This is a genomic window from Streptomyces sp. NPDC050315, assembly GCF_040655775.1.
GTDB lineage: Bacteria > Actinomycetota > Actinomycetes > Streptomycetales > Streptomycetaceae > Streptomyces.
Genome location: NZ_JBFAKN010000003.1, coordinates 345785 through 361360 on the forward strand (window position 1 = coordinate 345785; position 15576 = coordinate 361360).

The window sequence follows — 15576 nt, forward strand, 5'->3', positions numbered from 1 at the left end:
CGCAATTTCCCTTTCCCGGCTCGGGAATTACTTGTCGCGCCCGTTCCGCGCTGCTCTACTCGGACGTCGGCCCGTCCACTGCGCACGCCCGGAGGAATGGACGCATGACCACCGAATCAGCCCCGGCGTCTCCGGCCCACCACGCCATCCGTGCATATACGCAATCCGGCAATCCGAGCGCCTTTCTCGCCCTCAACGAAGGGAACCGCTACTTCACTTCTCCGACCGCGCAAGGCGTGATCGTCCATCGGCGTACCGGGCGCTGTCTGGTCCAGTTCGGCGGGCCTTTCGCGCCGGCCGAGGACTATTCCCGGCTGCTCGGCGAATTCACCGGGTACGCGCGGCGGCAGCGGCTGCGGCTGGTCGGCATCCAGCTGCAGCGGGCCGATGCCGTGCGGTATGCGGAGCAGGGGTTCACCGTCAACCAGATCGGCGCGTCCTACGCGGTGGACCTGGCGGACTTCAGCCTGCGCGGCTCCCGCTTCGTCCGGCTCCGGAACAAGATCTCGCGGGCGCTGCGCAGCGGCCTGACCGTGCGGGAGGCCGGGGCCGACGAGTACGCCGGGGCGCTGCGGGAGCTGGACACGCGCTGGCTCGCGGGCAAGGGGAAGCACGCCCGGCCGCTGGAGTTCCTGGTGGGCCAGCACGGGGGCGCGGCGCAGCGGCACCGCCGGCTGTTCGTCGGCCTGATCGACGGCGAACTGGCCGGGTACATCTCGTACTCGCCGGTCTACGGCAGCCGTTCCGGCTGGCTGCACGATCTGAGCCGCCGCCGGCCCGACGGTCCGCCGGGGGTGGCGGAGGCCGTCAACAGCCATGCGATCGAGGTGTTCCGCGGCGAGGGCGCGCGCTGGCTGCACTTCGGCTTCACCCCGTTCACCGGGCTCGATCCCGCGTGGGAGGTCCCCGGTCACAGCCCGGCGTTCCGGTGGCTGGTGGGCAAGCTGTGGGAGCGCGGCGGGGCCGTCTATCCCGCGCGCAGCCAGCTCGCCTACAAGGAGAAGTGGGCGCCGGACGCGGTGACTCCGGAGTACATCGCTTTTTGCGGGCGGGCCTCGGTCAGGTCCCTGATCCACGTCTTCCGGGCGGCCAACGCGCTCTAGCCCTGTGCCGTCACCGACATCCCTGGAGGCCATCGGCATGACCTACGTATCCCCGTACCCTTCCGGCGCGCATCCCGCGGCCGCGCCCTTCACCGAGCTCTTCCAGCAGGTCAGGGAGGCGGGCCTGCTCAAGCTGCGGCCGCGTTACTACCTCTGGCGGCTGGCGCTGAACGCAGAATTGTTCGCCGCGGGACTGGTGGCGTTCCTCCTCCTCGGCGACTCCTGGTACCAGCCGCTCGTCGCCGCGTATCTGGCGGTGTGCTCCGTGCAGTGCGCGTTCATGGGCCACGACGCCGGTCACAAGGCGATGTTCCGCGACAAGCGCGCGGCCACGGCCGTCGGGCTGATCCATATGAACCTGGTCAACGGGATCAGCTACGGCTGGTGGGTGGGCCACCACAACCGCCACCACAGTCACCCCAACCACCTCGACCGCGACCCGGACATCGCCCGCCGTACGGCCGTCTTCCACGCCAAGCAGTACGCGCGCAGGAACGCCCGGCAGCGGTTCATCGTGCGCCACCAGGCCGTGCTCTTCTTCGTGCTGCTCGTCCTGGAGGCGTACAAGATCCAGAAGACATCCGTGCTGGCGGTGGCGCGCCGGGGCGTGCGGCGTCCCGTCCTGGAGGGCGGCCTGATGCTGGTCCGCCTCGCCGTCTTCCTCGGCGCCCTGCTGCTGGTGCTGCCGCCGTTGCAGGCCCTGGTGTTCCTGCTCGTCCACCAGGCCGTGACCGGCGTGTACCTCGGGCTGGTCTTCGCGCCCAACCACAAGGGAATGGAGATCCGCGACGGTGCGGAGGAGTCGCTGGACTGGCTGGAGCGGCAGGTGCTGACCTCCCGCAACATCCGGCCCTCGGTCCTGATCGACTTCCTCTACGGGGGCCTGAACTACCAGGTCGAGCACCACCTGTTCCCGGCGATGCCGCAGCGGAGCCTCGGCCGGTGCCGGCGGATCGTACGCGCGTACTGCGCGGCGCGCGGCCTGCCGTACCGGGAGGTGGGCCTCGTCGCGTCCTACCGGGAGGTCGCGTCGTTCCTGGACGAGGTCAGCGCCCCGATACGGGCGGAGCACGCCCGGGCGGGGCGGCACCGCCGGGGCGCGTAAAGGCCGGCCGCCCTCCCCGTGCGGGGGGGGGCGGCCGACGGCCGTGCGGAAGGCGTCAGTTGCGGGACGGCACTCGGGCCGCGTGCACGGCCGCCATCGGGCCGCGGTCCAGCGCCGGGTCCTGGACCAGGATGGCGTGCTCCACCCGGCGCAGGGACGGGGAGGGATCGACGCCGAGCTGCTCGACCAGGCACTGCCAGGTCTGCCGGCAGGTGTCCAGCGCCTCCGCCTGCCGGCCGGAGCGGTACAGCGCGACCATGAGCTGTTCGCAGAAGCGCTCGCGCAGCGGGTTGGCCAGGTGGGCCTCGCGCAGTTCCGCCAGGACGGCGGTGTGCCGGCCCAGCAGCAGCTCACTGTCGAACAGCGTCTCCAGGGCCTGCAGCCGGTGCTCCTCGTACCGTGCGGCGGCGCCCTTGGCCAGCGGCCCGCCGGGGCTGCCGCCGCAGACGCTGCCGCGCCACAGTCGCAGCGCGCGGCGCAGCAGGGCGACGGCCTTCTCCGGCGCTTCCCGCCGCAGCCGTTCCGCGCACGCGGCGCGCTCCGTGAACGTCGTGGCGTCCAGCTCGGCGCCGTCCATGAGGAGCTGATAGCCGTACGGGAGGCAGACCAGCCGTGGCGGGACGCGGTCCGGTTCGATCACCTTGAGCTTCTTGCGGAGCCGGCTGGCGTGCGCCTGCAGGGCGTTGGCCGCGCCGGCCGGTGCCGCCTCCGCCCACAGTTCGGCTATCAGCGTCTCATGGGACACCGCTTTGCCCTCGCTCACCAGAAGGGCCTGCAGCAGCATCCGCTGGAAGCCTCCGGACACCGTGACGCTGCCTTCCGGGGAGCGCATTTCCAAGCCACCGAGAATCCTGAACTCGATCAAGGGCTCGTCCGACATGTACCGCCACCGATCATTTTTCTCCTCAGCCCGGAGCGCGATACGGCCCGGATGCGCGATACGGAAATGAATCTTCCCCGGAAGTTACCGCGCCCCGCTATCGCCCCGCTGTCCGGACGGTATCGACTTTCGTCTGCGCTGAAACCCGCTGGAAGTGGCGGGCGACGTCGGTCGCGACGGACAGCGTGTGCTCGGTGAGGTAGAAATGCCCTCCCGGGAATTCACTGATCCCCAGGAACGACGGTGTACGGGTGGCCCATTCGGCGAGTCCACCGGGCTCCAGCGTGGGATCGGACCGGCCGCCGTACGCCGCGACCGGGCAGCCGACGCGGGCCCCGTCGTCGCGGTAGTCGGCGACGAGGGCCAGGTCGGCGCGGACCGCGGGCAGCACCAGCGCGAGCAGTTCGGGGTCCGCGTCGGCCTCCGCCGGCAGCACGCCGAAGCGCCGGACCGCCGCGACGAACTCGCCGTCCGGCAACGGCAGCAGGGCGTCGACCGGCCGGAACTGCTCGGGCGCCCACCCGGACGCACCCAGCAGCGCCGGTCCGGTGTCCCCGTCCGCCTCGATCGCCACGGCCAGCCGGTAGGCGAGCAGCGCTCCCAGGCTGTGCCCGAAGAACGCGTACGGGCGGCCGTCCAGCTCCGCGTCGATCGCCTCCCGCACCGCCGCGATGAGGGGCCCGGTCCGCCGGTACAGCGTTTCGGCCCGGCGCTCCTGGCGCCCCGGCAGCTGCACGGCGTGCACCTCGACACCGGGGAGCAGCTCCGCCCAGGAGTGGTAGAACGCGGCGCCGCCCCCGGCGTGCGCGAAGCAGAACAGCTGCCGTGCGGCGTCGGGCCGGGGCTCCGCCGTGCGGAACCAGCGGCCCGTCTCCCCCGTCACCCGGAACCCCCCTCCGCCGCCGCCCGCATCCGCTCCGCGAAGTCCGTGTCCGGCACGATGCTCGCGCGTGCCTGAGCGACGGCGCGCCCTTCCGCGTCGGTGATCCGGGCGTTGGCGACCATCCGGCGCCGGCCGGGGTGGACCAGTTCGGCGTGCACGAAGTAGGCGTCGCCGGGGAGCACCGGCCGCAGGAAGTCGATGTCCAGGTTGAGGGTGATCATGGGGTACGCGTGGTCGCCGTGGCTGGTCCCGGCGGCGCAGCAGGCGTCGTCGAGGACCATGGCGAGGTATCCGGCGTGCACCCCGCTGCCGGCGAAGTTGGCCAGCTCCCGAGGCGGCCGCCAGCTCTCCTCGACCCCGCCGGGCCGGGCGCCGGTCACCCGCAGGCCCAGCAGGTCGTGGTGGGCGCCGTGCGGCACCCGCCCGTCGGCCAGCGCCTGCAGCATCTCGGCGCCGGTCAGTTGGTCCCAGTACGCGAGCAGTGCACTTTCCATTGTCTCCGGCATGTCCGGGATCCTCCCATCGTGACGGCCCATCAGGACAGGACGAGGGGGGCGCCGCGGAAGTAGGCGAGCAGCGGCTCGGCGGTGCTGGTGCGGGACGGCGGGTGGAAGGCCAGCGGCCGGACGGCGGCGGCGAGCAGCGCGCCTTCCGGGGAGCGGATGAAGTCCATGCCGCCGAGCAGTTCCAGGGCGAGGTCGGCGGCGCCGGTGAGCGCCTCCTGGGCGGCGTACCGGGCGACGAGCACGGCGGCGACCGCTTCCTCGCCCGCCAGGTCGCCGTCCCGGACCGCGCGGGCCGTGCCTTCCAGGAGGAGGTACGCGGACTCGGTGCGTACCGCGAGCGCGGCCCGGTCCGTGGCGCTGCCCCGGCCGTGTTCCAGTACGCGTTCCACGAGGGCTGCGGCGGCGCCCGCGTATCCGGCGGAGATCAGCAGCTCGAACCAGAGGAAGCCGGCGCTCTGGATCTCGGAGAGCCGGTCGGGGCCGTCGTCCTCGCCGGTCGTGCGCAGGACCAGTTCCTCGGGTACGAACACGTCCTTCAGGCGCACTTCGTCGCTCTCGGCGGCGGCGAGCGCGCCGTTGGCCCAGAAGGGGTGCACGCTGACGCCCGGCGTGTCGGCCCGCACCAGCGCGACGGCCAGCTCGGGCCGTCCCCCGGCGCCGGGGACGGTGACGCTCGCGGTCAGCAGGTCCATCGAGCGGGACAGGCTGCACGGCTTCTTGGCGCCGTTGAGCACATAGCCGCCGTCGGCGGGTTGCGCGGTGACGGCCGGGGCGAGGACGTTCTGCTGGGTGCGGCCCTCGGCCCAGCCGGAGGCCATGAGTTTCCGCCCGGGCACGACGCCGGACAGCAGGTCGCGCTGGGCCGCGGTGAGGCCGTCCTCGCGGTCGGCCAGCGAGTAGAGCATCGCGGCCGTGAAGTGGTGCATGGTCGCGGCGGCGGCGAGGGAGGGCGAGTACGAGCCGAGGGCCCGCATGACCCGTACGGCGTCCACGGGGTCGGCGCCGCGGCCGCCGAACGCGGCGGGCACCAGCAGTCCGACGCCGCCGTGTTCGCGGAAGAGCGGGATCACCGGGCTGCCGGGCTGTTCCCGGTCCACCAGGTCGGTCTCCTCCAGGGCCTTCCCCAGGCCGGGGTGGTACTGCTCGCAGGTGGTACGGGCGGTTTCCAGGGAGCGCATCGGGGATCACCTTTCGCCGAAGACCGCGTGGCGCGGGCTGACGCCGGAGCTGATGCCGACACCCTGGAGGTGCGAGGTGGTCAGCATGGGGTAGTTGGCCTCGCCGTGCACCCCGCCGGTCAGTCCGGTGCCGCCGTGGCTGGGGAGGCAGGGCAGGAAGCCGATGTGCGAGTCGTTGACCTTCAGCAGTCCGCCGTTGCCGACCCGCCGCACGAAGGCGTCCACGATCGAACTTTCCCGTGTCCAGAGGGAGTTGCGCAGGCCGTAGGCGTTGGCGTTGAGGAAGTCCCAGCAGCGGTCCAGGAGCACCGCGTCGGCGGCCGGTTCGGCGACGATCACCGGGAGCAGCGGGAAGAACGTCTCCCGGCGCACCATCTCCAGCTCCCGGGCGCCCGCGAGGCCGTCGACCCGGACCACGGTCGGCTCCAGGAACACTCCGGTGTCCGACCGTGTCCCGTCCGCCTCGATGCGGTGCCCGCCGCACACCAGCTCGGCTCCGGAGTCCAGCGCCTCGTCCAGCAGCGCGAAGAACCGCTCGCTGCGCCGTACGGGAGAGAGCAGCACGTTCTCGTCGCCCGGATGGCCCGGGCGGATGTCGCGCGCCTTGGCCGTCACCTCGGCGAGCAGCGCGTCGGCGATGTCCGGGTGGGCGAGGACGTAGTTGGGGACCATGCAGATTTGGCCGGAGCCGTAGAAGGCCTCGGTGACGGCCTCGGCGGCCAGCGGCAGGTCGGCGTCCTTCCAGACCATGATGCCGTCGTTGCCGGCGAGTTCGAGCACGGGCTTCTTCCCGGCGGCGGTGCAGCGCAGCTGGAAGCGGAGGCCCTCCTCGCTGCCGCCGATGTAGAAGATGTCGTCCACCAGGGGGCTGTCGAGCCACCGGGTGAGGGTCCGGCCGGGGTTGCCGCAGACGGCGCCCAGTGTGCCGGACGGGGCACCGGCCTCCTCCAGTACGGGGGCGACGAGTTCCCGCAGCAGGTACATGGTGCTGAGCGCGATGCTGCGCGGGGCGCGGACCACGACGGCGTTGCCCGCCATGAGCATCAGGACGGCGAGCGCGGCGCTGGGCGCGGGGGCGTTCTGCGGCGGGTTCAGGCACACCACGCCGTCGGGCTGCCGGTGGACGACGAGACGGCGCCCCCCTTGCCGGAACTCGGTGTGCATGCACTGCCGGTACCAGGCGCAGCTCTCCGCGCCGTACAGCTCCAGCAGGCCGCTGAGCTGCCAGCGGGCGAGCCGCAGCGGGGTGCCCTCGGCCACCATCAGCTCGAGGAATTCGGTGCGGTGTTTCAGCAGCCGGTCCCTGAACAGCGGGGCGAGGGTCATGCGCTGGTCCAGTGGCACGGCGGCCCATTCGGGTGCCGCTTCGGCCGCGGCCTTGAGGGCGGCGTCGATGCCGTCGTCGTCCGCGACGGCGACCCGGCCGACGACGTACGGGTGCTGGGCGGCGGTGGAGTCGGGGTCCGGGTCGCGTTCCAGGGCGCGCTTCAGGCTGACGCTGGTGAAGACGTCCTCCAGCAGGGAGCCGGCGCTGACGGTGTAGACCCAGCCCTCGCCGTCGGCGTCGCGCCCTCCGATGTACGAGGAGTAACTGCGTAACGGCCGTGCGCGCGGCGGCGATACGGCTGCCGCACCGGCCGGTTCGGTAGTGCTGCGGGGAGAGATCCCCACGGTGCCTCCAACGGTCGTGATGATTACGGACCCACCGGCAGCGGGCGCCACTGCGGCGCCGAGGAGCCGCGGGGTACGAGCACCGGGTCGTCGTATCCGGCGGGGGTCTCGCTGAGGCGGACGGGCGGGACGGTGTGCCGCAGCGCGCCCAGCGGGGTGGTGCGGGTCTGCCATTCGGGGGCCGGCGGGAGGGCGTCCTCGGCGAGTGCGGCCACCTCTTCCGGCTTCCAGCTGCCCAGCTCCCAGCACCAGTTGGCGACGCCGGCGAGCGAGACGCGGACGGCGTAGCTGCCGCCTTCGTGGGCGCGGCGGACGGCCGCGGCCATGATCCCGGCGGCCGCCAGGTAGGAGGCGATGTAGTCGCACAGGATGCGGCCGGGCGGCAGCTTCGGGAGCTCGCCGCCGCCTTCGCGCAGGCTGATGCCGGTGAGCGCCTGGGCCTGCTGGTCGAAGCCGCCGCGGTCGCGCCAGGGCCCGGTGTGCCCGTAGGCGCTGAGGGAGCAGTGGATCAGGCCGGGGGCCGCGGCGGCGCACTCCTCGGCGGTGAGCCCGAGCCGTTCGGCCTTGCCCGGGCGGTAGTTGTGGACGAACACGTCGGCGTCGCGCAGCAGACGGTCGAAGGTGTTGCGGCCGGCGGCGCCCCGGGTGTGCAGGTCCAGGCGGGCCGAGCGCATGCCACCGGCCGACTCGTGCCAGATGATCTCGTGGTCGAAGGAGTCCGGTTCGCACACGTGCAGGACGTCCGCGCCGTACTCGGCGAGCGTGCGGCCGGTCGCGGTGCCCGCGAGGATGTGGGTGAACTGCAAGCAGCGCAGCGAGGACAGCGGCCGCGGGCCGGTCGGCAGCGGGACGACGGGGCCGTCGGCGATCCGCTCCACCGCCACCAGCGGCTCGGCCAGCACGGCGCGGCCCTGGGGGTGGGCGAGGAATTCCTCGCGAGTGCGGGCGACGGCGAGCGGGACGGCCCGTTCGGCGGCCGCCTCCTCCAGGGCCGCGGCGTCCCAGCGGGCGACGGCGGCCGCGATGTGCTCCCTGGTGTGTGCGCACTCCAGGAGGTCCAGCAGGGCATCGCGGGTGCGCGGGTAGCAGGCGATGGGGATGGCCCAGCGGCCGTCGGCGGTGCGGTAGAAGTCCCAGATCGCGGGGGCCGGGCCGGAGAGCCCGGCCAGCGATCCCATGCTGGAGGGGTAGCCGTTGAGCGTGGCCAGGCCGCCCAGGAACGGGGACATGCGGTGCATGCCCTGGCCCAGGTGCAGGGAGAGGCGCTGGGCCCGTCCCGTGCGCAGCTGCCAGATCTGTGCGGCGCCGACGGCCGAGGCGAGCAGCGGCACCCCGATCGCGGCGGACATGCGGAGGGTGGATTTCACGTACGGATGGCAGCCGGTCACCGTCAGGCCGCTCACCGCCGATTCCCGGCTCAGCCCGATCGCTTTCAGTGTGGCATCCAGTTCGCGGGTGAAGTCGAACTCGTCCCCCATCAATCCCTCGATTCCTTTCCGACCGGATACGGGCCGCCGAGTCTGCCACTGCCGCGGCCCCGCCGGAACACATGGTCAGCGGGGTGTCAGCACCCTGTCAGGGGGCTTTGCTTGACTGCCGACCATGGCGGACTCCGACGATCTGCACCGGCTTTCCCGCTCCGAGCGCCGGGAGGCGGTGGAGGAAATCCTTTCCCGGGAGTTCAGGGCCGGTCTGCTGATGGACGAGGCGGAAGAACTCCCCTGGGAAGAGAACTTCTTCGACCTCGGCCTCACCTCGCTGCGCCTCATGGAGCTCAAGCAGCGCATGGAGACCTTGCTGAACTGCGAGATCAGCTCGAACGTGCTGTTCAACAGCCCTAATTTGGCGCGACTTTCGGAGCACCTGGCCGATGTCGTCCTGCCCGGCCTTTCCGATGAACCGGCCCACTGAGGAAGGAAACCAGCCATGCCAGAAGCGCCCGAGGCCGTCGCGGAGGACATCCGGCACACCGCAAACGAGCCGATCGCCGTCGTCGGAGTGGGCCTGCGCTTTCCCGGTGGAAACGAAACGCCCGCGGAATTCGCGGATTTCCTGCGTGCGGGACGGTCCGCCGAGGGACCCGTTCCGGAGGACCGCTGGGTTTCCGCCGACCGTGCGGAGCAGCCGGAAGGCAATTTCCTCGACGGGCTCGACCGGTTCGACGCGAAATTCTTCAAGATATCGCCCAAGGAAGCGCCGTACATCGATCCCCAGCAGCGGCTGGTACTGGAGACCGCCTGGCACGCCCTGGAGGACGCCAACATCGACCCCACGGGCCTGCGGGACACCGGCGCCGGGGTCTACCTGGGCGTCATGTCCATGGACTACATGACGGAGACGGCCGCGGTGCCGCAGGAGCAGCTGACCGGCGCGCTGGTCCCCGGCAACGCGCACAGTGCCGTCTCCGGGCGCCTGTCGTACTTCCTCGGGCTGCGCGGCCCGTGCATGAGCGTCGACACCGCCTGCGCGTCCTCGCTCACCGCCGCCCACCTCGCCGCGCAGGGCCTGCGCCGCGGGGAGTGCGACCTCGCGCTGTGCGGCGGCGTCAACGCCATCCACCACCCGCTGATCCAGGCCAGTCTGCACACGGCCGGGATGCTCGGCTCCGACGGCCGCTGCAAGACCTTCGACGAGAGCGCGGACGGCTACAGCCGCGGCGAGGGCTGCGGCGTCCTGGTGCTCAAGCGGCTCTCCGACGCGCTGCGCGACGAGGACCGGATCCTCGGCCTGCTGCGCGGCTCGGCCGTGGGCGCGGACGGCGAGAGCGCGGGCCTGACCGCGCCCAACGGCATCGCCCAGCAGGCCGTGATGCGGGCCGCGATCGCCGACGCCGGGCTGCGGCCCGAGCACATCCAGTACGTCGAGGCACACGGCACGGGCACCCCGCTGGGCGACCCCGTGGAGCTGGGCTCGATCAGCGATGTCTTCGCCGCCTCGCACAGTACGGCCGCGCCGGTGGTGGTCGCCTCGGCCAAGACCAACGTCGGGCACCTGGAGTCCGCGGCCGGTGTCGCCGGCATCGTCAAGACGCTGCTGCAGATGCGGGAGGGCGTCTTCTACCCGCATCTGCACCTCACCAGCCCGTCGCCCCGCATCCCCTGGGACAGCTGCCCGGTGACCGTGCCGACGAAGGTCACGCCGTGGCCCGCCCACGGTCCGCGGCGCGCCCTGGTGAACGGCTTCGGCATCGCCGGCACCCTCGGCTGCGTGGTGGTCGAGGAGCCGCCGCCCGCGGCCGGTACGGAGCTCCCGCAGGACGACGGCGCGCCGCAGATCCTCGCCCTGTCCGCCAAGAGCGCCCCGTCGCTGCACGGTCAGATCGAGCGCTGCCGGCAGTACGCCGCGGACCACCCCGATGTCCCGGTCGCCGCCCTGTGCCGCACCGCCGCACTCGGCCGCGCGCACCTCCCCGTCCGCCGCGCCGGAGTCGTCCGCGACCGCGCCGGGCTGACGAAGCTGCTCGGCGACTGGGCGGCACGCGACGGCGGGCCGGGGGACGGCACGGCCGGCGGCGGGCGCGGCGTGCGCAAGGTCGCGTTCCTGTTCACCGGCCAGGGCAGCCAGTACCCGGGGATGGGCCGGGCACTGTACGCACATCACCCGCTCTTCCGGGAGCAGCTGGACGTCTGCGACCGGCTGTTCGCGCCGTACCTGGGCCGGTCGGTGCGGGACCTGGTGACCGGCGCCGCCGAGGACGGCGACGCGATCGACCAGACCGTGCACACCCAGCCCGCGCTGTTCGCGCTGGAGTACGCGCTGGCGCAGCTGTGGCTGTCCTGGGGCGTCCGCCCGAATGTCCTGATCGGCCACAGCATCGGCGAGATCGCGGCGGCGGCCGTCGCCGGGGTGTTCTCCCTGGAGGACGCGGTGGCACTGGTGGCGGCGCGGGCCCGGCTGATGCAGTCGGTCACCGCACCCGGCGGCATGGCCCAGGTGCCGCTGCCCGCGGAGGAGCTCGCGCCCCTGCTGGACGGCCACCCCGATCTCGCCGTCGCCTGCCACAACGCGCCCCGGCAGAGCGTGCTCTCCGGCGGCCGGCGGGCCCTGGACGAGGTCACCGCGTACCTGCGCCGGCAGGGCCACGACGTGCGGGACCTGCCGGTCTCGCACGCGTTCCACTCGCCGCTCATGGCCGAGGTGGCGGACGCCTTCCGGCACGAGCTGAAGGACATCCGCTTCCATGAGCCGCGGCTGCCCCTCGTCTCGAACATCACCGGGCGCGTCGCCAAGGCCGGGGAGCTGACCACGCCGGAGTACTGGGTCCGGCACATCGGCGCGCCCGTGGACTTCGCGGGCGGCGTGCGCGCGGTCGCCAAGCGCGGCGGGCACGCGTGCGTCGAGATCGGCCCCGCCTCGACGCTCACCTCGCTGGCCCGGCAGTGCGTACCGGCCGGTGACCACCTGTGGCTGGGCGGCTTGCACCGGGCCGACGAGGACGGCAGCGTACTGCTGACCGCCCTCGCCCGGCTCTACACGGCCGGCTTCCCGGTGGACTGGGCGGGCCTCCACCGCGGCACCGCCGACCGGCCCGCCACCCTGCCCCCGTACGCCTTCGACCGGAAGCCGTACTGGCTCCCGGTCCCGCGCGGGCGCGACCGGGGCGCGGTGGCCGCCGCGGCCGGGCAGCAGCACCATCCGCTGCTGGGCGAGGAGAGCTCCACCGAGGACCAACTGAGCGACGGCGTAAGGGAGTTCACTGCCCGGGTGGACGCCGCGCATCCTGCGTACCTGGCGGACCACGTCATCATGGGGCAGGTCGTGCTCCCCGGCGCGGCCTATCTGGAGGTGCTGCTCGCGCTCCAGGACGCGGTGTACGGGGAGACCTGCCGGCCGGTGACGGACGTGGCGATCCTGGAGCCCGTCTTCCTCGCCACCGACCGGGTCACCGAGCTGCGCACGCGGCTGCGGTCCCGGGCGGACGGCACGGCGACGGTCGAGATCGTGACCCGGGTCGAGGGGCGGGACGGGGCCTTCGAGCGCCGCCACGCCACCGCGGTCCTGGGCCTGCCCGCGGCGCCCGGTACGGCGCTCACCGGGGCCGGTACGGAGCTGTGTGCCGAGGCGAGCGAGGCAGGAGAGGCCACGGCGGAGACCGGCGGCGAGGAGCTGTACGCCGGGATGTCGGCGGCCGGGGTGGACTACGGCCCGGAGTTCCGCCGCCTGGTGCGGGCCCGCCGGTACGACGGCGGGCTCACCGTGGGCGAGCTGCGCGGCACCCGGACGGGCGCGGCCGAACAGCTGCCGCCCGCGCTGCTGGACAGCTCGCTGCACGCCATGGCCCTCCTCAACGACGCCGGGGAGACCTATTTGCCCGTACGGTTCGGACGGCTGCGGCTGTTCAAGAAGCCCAAGTCGGCGGAGCTGCGGACGGTGGCCAGGCTCGTCCCGGTACCGCCGGAGGCCGCGCGAGACGTGGACCTGGCGGCGGACGTGGTACTGCTGGAGGGCGACCGGCCGGTCTTCGAGCTGACCGGGCTGGGCATGAAGCGGGTGGCCAACACCGCGGCCGGGAACGGGCGTCCGGCCCACCTCTACCACGAGCCGCGCTGGATCAAGCGCTCGCTGACCGGTCAGGGCGCCGCGCCCGGGGAGCCGCGCCGCGTCCTGGTGCTGAACCGTACCGAGGCGGAGTTGGCACCGCTGGCCGCCCGGGCCGCGGAGACCGGCACGGAGCTGATGTACGCCACGGGCGCCGATGTCCTCGCCGAGTTGCTGGCCGACCGGCGGCCCACCGATGTGTGCTGGTTCTGGCGGCCCGGTGGCGGCGACGGAGCCGCGGCGCTGCGTGCCGAGTGCCGGCGCAACTATCAGGACCTGCTTGCGGTACTGGGCGTGCTGGAGCGCGCGGGCTTCGGCCACGGCGGGCGGCTGTGGCTGGTCACCGAGGGCGCCCAACTGCTCCCGGAGGAGACACCGCGCGGCAGCGGGCCGTCGGCGGCGGCCACACTGTGGGGCTTCGGGCAGACGCTGTGGCACGAGTACCCGGGCTACCGCGTCACACTGGCCGACCTGCCCGGAGGCAGCGGCGCGGAGGGCACGGACGACGCTTCGGGGGCGCTGCTGGACGAGTTGCTGGCGCGGGACACCGGGGAGTTCCAATTGGCGTACCGGGACGGGCATCGCCACGTCCGGCGGCTGCACCCGTTGGATCCGGCGGGCCGGCGGGACGCTCCCGTACAGCTGGCGATCAAGGAGTACGGCTCGTTCGCCGGGCTTCGGCTCGAACCGGCCGAGGCCGTGCCGCCCGTGGGCGACCAGGTGCAGATCGCGGTGCACGCCGCGGGGCTGAACTTCAAGGACGTGCTCAACGCGCTGGGCCTGCTCAAGCAGCACGCCGAGGACACGGGCGTGGCGTATCAGGAGCAGCCGTTGGGGTTTGAATGCGCGGGGGTGGTGGTCGCGGCCGGGCCTGATGCGACGTTCGCGCCCGGGGACGAGGTGGTGGTGAACGCGTTGGGCTGCATGGCGAGCACCTTGACCGTCTCCTCGGAGCTGGCGGTGCGCAAGCCGGACCGCCTCACCATGGCCGAGGCGGCCGGGGTGCCGACGGTCTTCGTCACCGCGCACTACGCCCTGCACCATCTGGCCGGGATCAAGCCGGGCGACCGGGTGCTGATCCACGCCGCGGCGGGCGGCGTCGGGCAGGCCGCGGTCCAGCTCGCGCGGGCGGCCGGCGCCGAGGTGTACGCCACCGCCAGTCCCGCCAAATGGCCTCTGCTGCGCGCCCAGGGCATCCGGCACCCCATGAACTCCCGGACGCCGGCCTTCGCCGACGAAGTGCTCGCGGCCACCGGCGGTGCGGGCGTGGACATCGTGCTGAACAGCCTGAACGGGGAATTCATCCCGGCGGGCCTGCGCTGCCTGGCCGCGGACGGGCGCTTCGTGGAGCTGGGCAAGGTCGGCTCCTGGACCCCCGAGCAGGTGCGCGAGGTACGCCCCGACGTGACGTACCACCACTTCGACCTGGGTGAGCGCCCCGAGGCCGAGGCGCGGGCGCACACCCGGCAGATCCTGCGGACCGTCGTCGAGCAGCTCGCCGACGGGCGGCTGGCGCCCGTCCCCGCCACGGTCTACTCGCCCGACGAGGCCGAGGAGGCGTTCTCGGTGCTCAGCCGGGGCGCGAGCACCGGCAAGCTGGTGCTGCGCTTCGCGGACGGACACGCCCGTCCCGCGCGGCCGCTCGCGGTCGGTCCCGACCGTACGTATCTGATCACCGGCGGCCTGGGCGGGCTGGGGCTGGTGACCGCCCGCAAGCTCGTCGAGCTGGGCGCGCGCCACCTGGCTCTGGTCGGCCGCACCGGGCTGCCCGCCGCCGAGGCGGCGCGGCTCGCGGCCGGACTCGGCAAGGACGTACAGGTCACGGTCCTGCAGGCGGACATCGCCGAGCCCGCCGACGTCGAGCGGATCACCGCGGAGCTGAAGCAGTCCCCGGTGGGCGGCATCGTGCACGCGGCCGGTGTCCTGAACGACCTGCCGGCGTCCGCGCTGACCTGGGAGGACATCGATGCGGTACTGCGGCCCAAGGTCTACGGCTCGTGGCTGCTGCACGAGGCGGCCGCGTCCTTCCCGGAGCTGGACTTCTTCGTCGGCTACTCCTCCCTCGCCGGGGTGCTCGGCGGCCCCGCGCAGGCCAACTACGCGGCGGCCAATGCCTACTTGGACGGTCTGCTGCGCTGGCGCGCGGGCCATGGACTGCCCGGGCTGTCCGTCAACTGGGGTCCGTGGTCCGAGGCCGGCATGTCGGCGCGGCTGTCCGCGCCGCTCGCCCGGCGGCTGACGGACCAGGGCGTCGCCTTCATGAGCCCGGCGGACGGCATGCACGCGCTCGTCAGCTTGCTCGGGCAGCCCGCTCCCCAGGTCGTCGCCGCGGCGTGCGACTGGGACCGGTTCGCGGCGGGCCAGGCGGTCCCGCACAGCCTGTACCGGCACCTGGTACGCGAGTCGGGGACCACCGTCCGGCCGGGGCTCGACGCCGACGCTCTCCTGGCCCTGCCCGCCGACGAACGCAGGGCGGCGCTGAACACGTACCTGCGTGCCCGCATCGCCGACATGCTGCACTTCGAGAGCACCGACGACGTGGAACCGGACGCGGTGTTCCTGGAGCTGGGCCTGGACTCGCTCGCCGCGGTGGAGCTCAAGAACGCGCTGGAGACCGCGCTGCGCGTGCCGCTGCCCGCCTCGGTCACCTTCGACCACCCCTCCGTCGGGCGACTCACCGACTTTCTCGACCGGCAGCTGTCCTGAAGGGGC

General features: G+C 73.0%; 10 protein-coding genes. 4 read left to right on the forward strand and 6 right to left on the reverse strand.

Annotated elements, in window-relative coordinates; genetic code table 11:
* Positions 1-104: 104 nt before the first annotated feature.
* Together AB0I82_RS12830 and AB0I82_RS12835 are read left to right on the forward strand one after the other, a co-directional pair.
* Positions 105-1103 (forward strand): DUF2156 domain-containing protein, encoded by a 999-nt coding sequence (locus AB0I82_RS12830; protein ID WP_363257236.1) that lies wholly within the window; start codon positions 105-107, stop codon positions 1101-1103.
* A 37-nt stretch (positions 1104-1140) separates the two neighbouring features.
* Entirely contained in the window at positions 1141-2208 is a 1068-nt protein-coding gene (locus tag AB0I82_RS12835) for an acyl-CoA desaturase (RefSeq protein ID WP_363257237.1), read from the forward strand.
* Positions 2209-2263: 55 nt separating this feature from the next.
* Here the strand turns inward: AB0I82_RS12835 and AB0I82_RS12840 are convergent, their stop codons facing one another.
* From AB0I82_RS12840 to AB0I82_RS12865, 6 genes are all read right to left on the reverse strand, one after another.
* Positions 2264-3040 (reverse strand): AfsR/SARP family transcriptional regulator, encoded by a 777-nt coding sequence (locus AB0I82_RS12840; RefSeq protein WP_363257724.1) that lies wholly within the window; start codon positions 3038-3040, stop codon positions 2264-2266.
* Positions 3041-3185: 145 nt separating this feature from the next.
* Positions 3186-3971, reverse strand: coding sequence for an alpha/beta fold hydrolase (locus AB0I82_RS12845; protein ID WP_363257238.1), 786 nt, complete (start codon positions 3969-3971; stop codon positions 3186-3188).
* Positions 3968-4477: a PaaI family thioesterase gene (locus AB0I82_RS12850; protein ID WP_363257239.1), complete on the reverse strand. Its 510-nt coding sequence runs from the start codon at positions 4475-4477 to the stop codon at positions 3968-3970. Before AB0I82_RS12850 ends, AB0I82_RS12845 begins: the two co-directional genes overlap by 4 nt.
* A gap of 29 nt (positions 4478-4506) precedes the next feature.
* Complete coding sequence (locus AB0I82_RS12855; RefSeq protein WP_363257240.1) at positions 4507-5655, reverse strand: acyl-CoA dehydrogenase family protein; 1149 nt, start codon at positions 5653-5655, stop codon at positions 4507-4509.
* 6 nt (positions 5656-5661) lie between these two features.
* On the reverse strand, positions 5662-7233 hold the full coding sequence (locus tag AB0I82_RS12860; protein ID WP_363257725.1) for an aldehyde dehydrogenase: 1572 nt from the start codon (positions 7231-7233) through the stop codon (positions 5662-5664).
* Between the two features lie 116 nt (positions 7234-7349).
* A complete protein-coding gene (locus AB0I82_RS12865; protein ID WP_363257241.1) occupies positions 7350-8804 on the reverse strand; it encodes a CoA transferase in 1455 nt (484 codons plus the stop codon).
* 124 nt (positions 8805-8928) lie between these two features.
* Here AB0I82_RS12865 and AB0I82_RS12870 point away from each other — a divergent pair, with 124 nt between their 5' ends.
* Both AB0I82_RS12870 and AB0I82_RS12875 read left to right on the forward strand, forming a co-directional pair.
* Entirely contained in the window at positions 8929-9237 is a 309-nt protein-coding gene (locus AB0I82_RS12870; protein ID WP_363257242.1) for an acyl carrier protein, read from the forward strand.
* A gap of 15 nt (positions 9238-9252) precedes the next feature.
* Positions 9253-15570 carry a type I polyketide synthase gene (locus tag AB0I82_RS12875; protein ID WP_363257243.1) on the forward strand — a complete coding sequence of 2106 codons (6318 nt, stop codon included), beginning with the start codon at positions 9253-9255 and terminating at the stop codon, positions 15568-15570.
* Positions 15571-15576: the final 6 nt, after the last annotated feature.

Bases quoted from the DNA above. Each gene is read 5' to 3' on its own strand.
- AB0I82_RS12870 (WP_363257242.1), top strand. From the start codon at position 8,929: ATGGCGGACTCCGACGATCTGCACCGGCTTTCCCGCTCCGAGCGCCGG.
- AB0I82_RS12830 (WP_363257236.1), top strand. From the start codon at position 105: ATGACCACCGAATCAGCCCCGGCGTCTCCGGCCCACCACGCCATCCGT.
- AB0I82_RS12835 (WP_363257237.1), top strand. From the start codon at position 1,141: ATGACCTACGTATCCCCGTACCCTTCCGGCGCGCATCCCGCGGCCGCG.
- AB0I82_RS12875 (WP_363257243.1), top strand. From the start codon at position 9,253: ATGCCAGAAGCGCCCGAGGCCGTCGCGGAGGACATCCGGCACACCGCA.
- AB0I82_RS12855 (WP_363257240.1), bottom strand. From the start codon at position 5,655: ATGCGCTCCCTGGAAACCGCCCGTACCACCTGCGAGCAGTACCACCCC.
- AB0I82_RS12850 (WP_363257239.1), bottom strand. From the start codon at position 4,477: ATGCCGGAGACAATGGAAAGTGCACTGCTCGCGTACTGGGACCAACTG.
- AB0I82_RS12840 (WP_363257724.1), bottom strand. From the start codon at position 3,040: ATGCGCTCCCCGGAAGGCAGCGTCACGGTGTCCGGAGGCTTCCAGCGG.
- AB0I82_RS12865 (WP_363257241.1), bottom strand. From the start codon at position 8,804: ATGGGGGACGAGTTCGACTTCACCCGCGAACTGGATGCCACACTGAAA.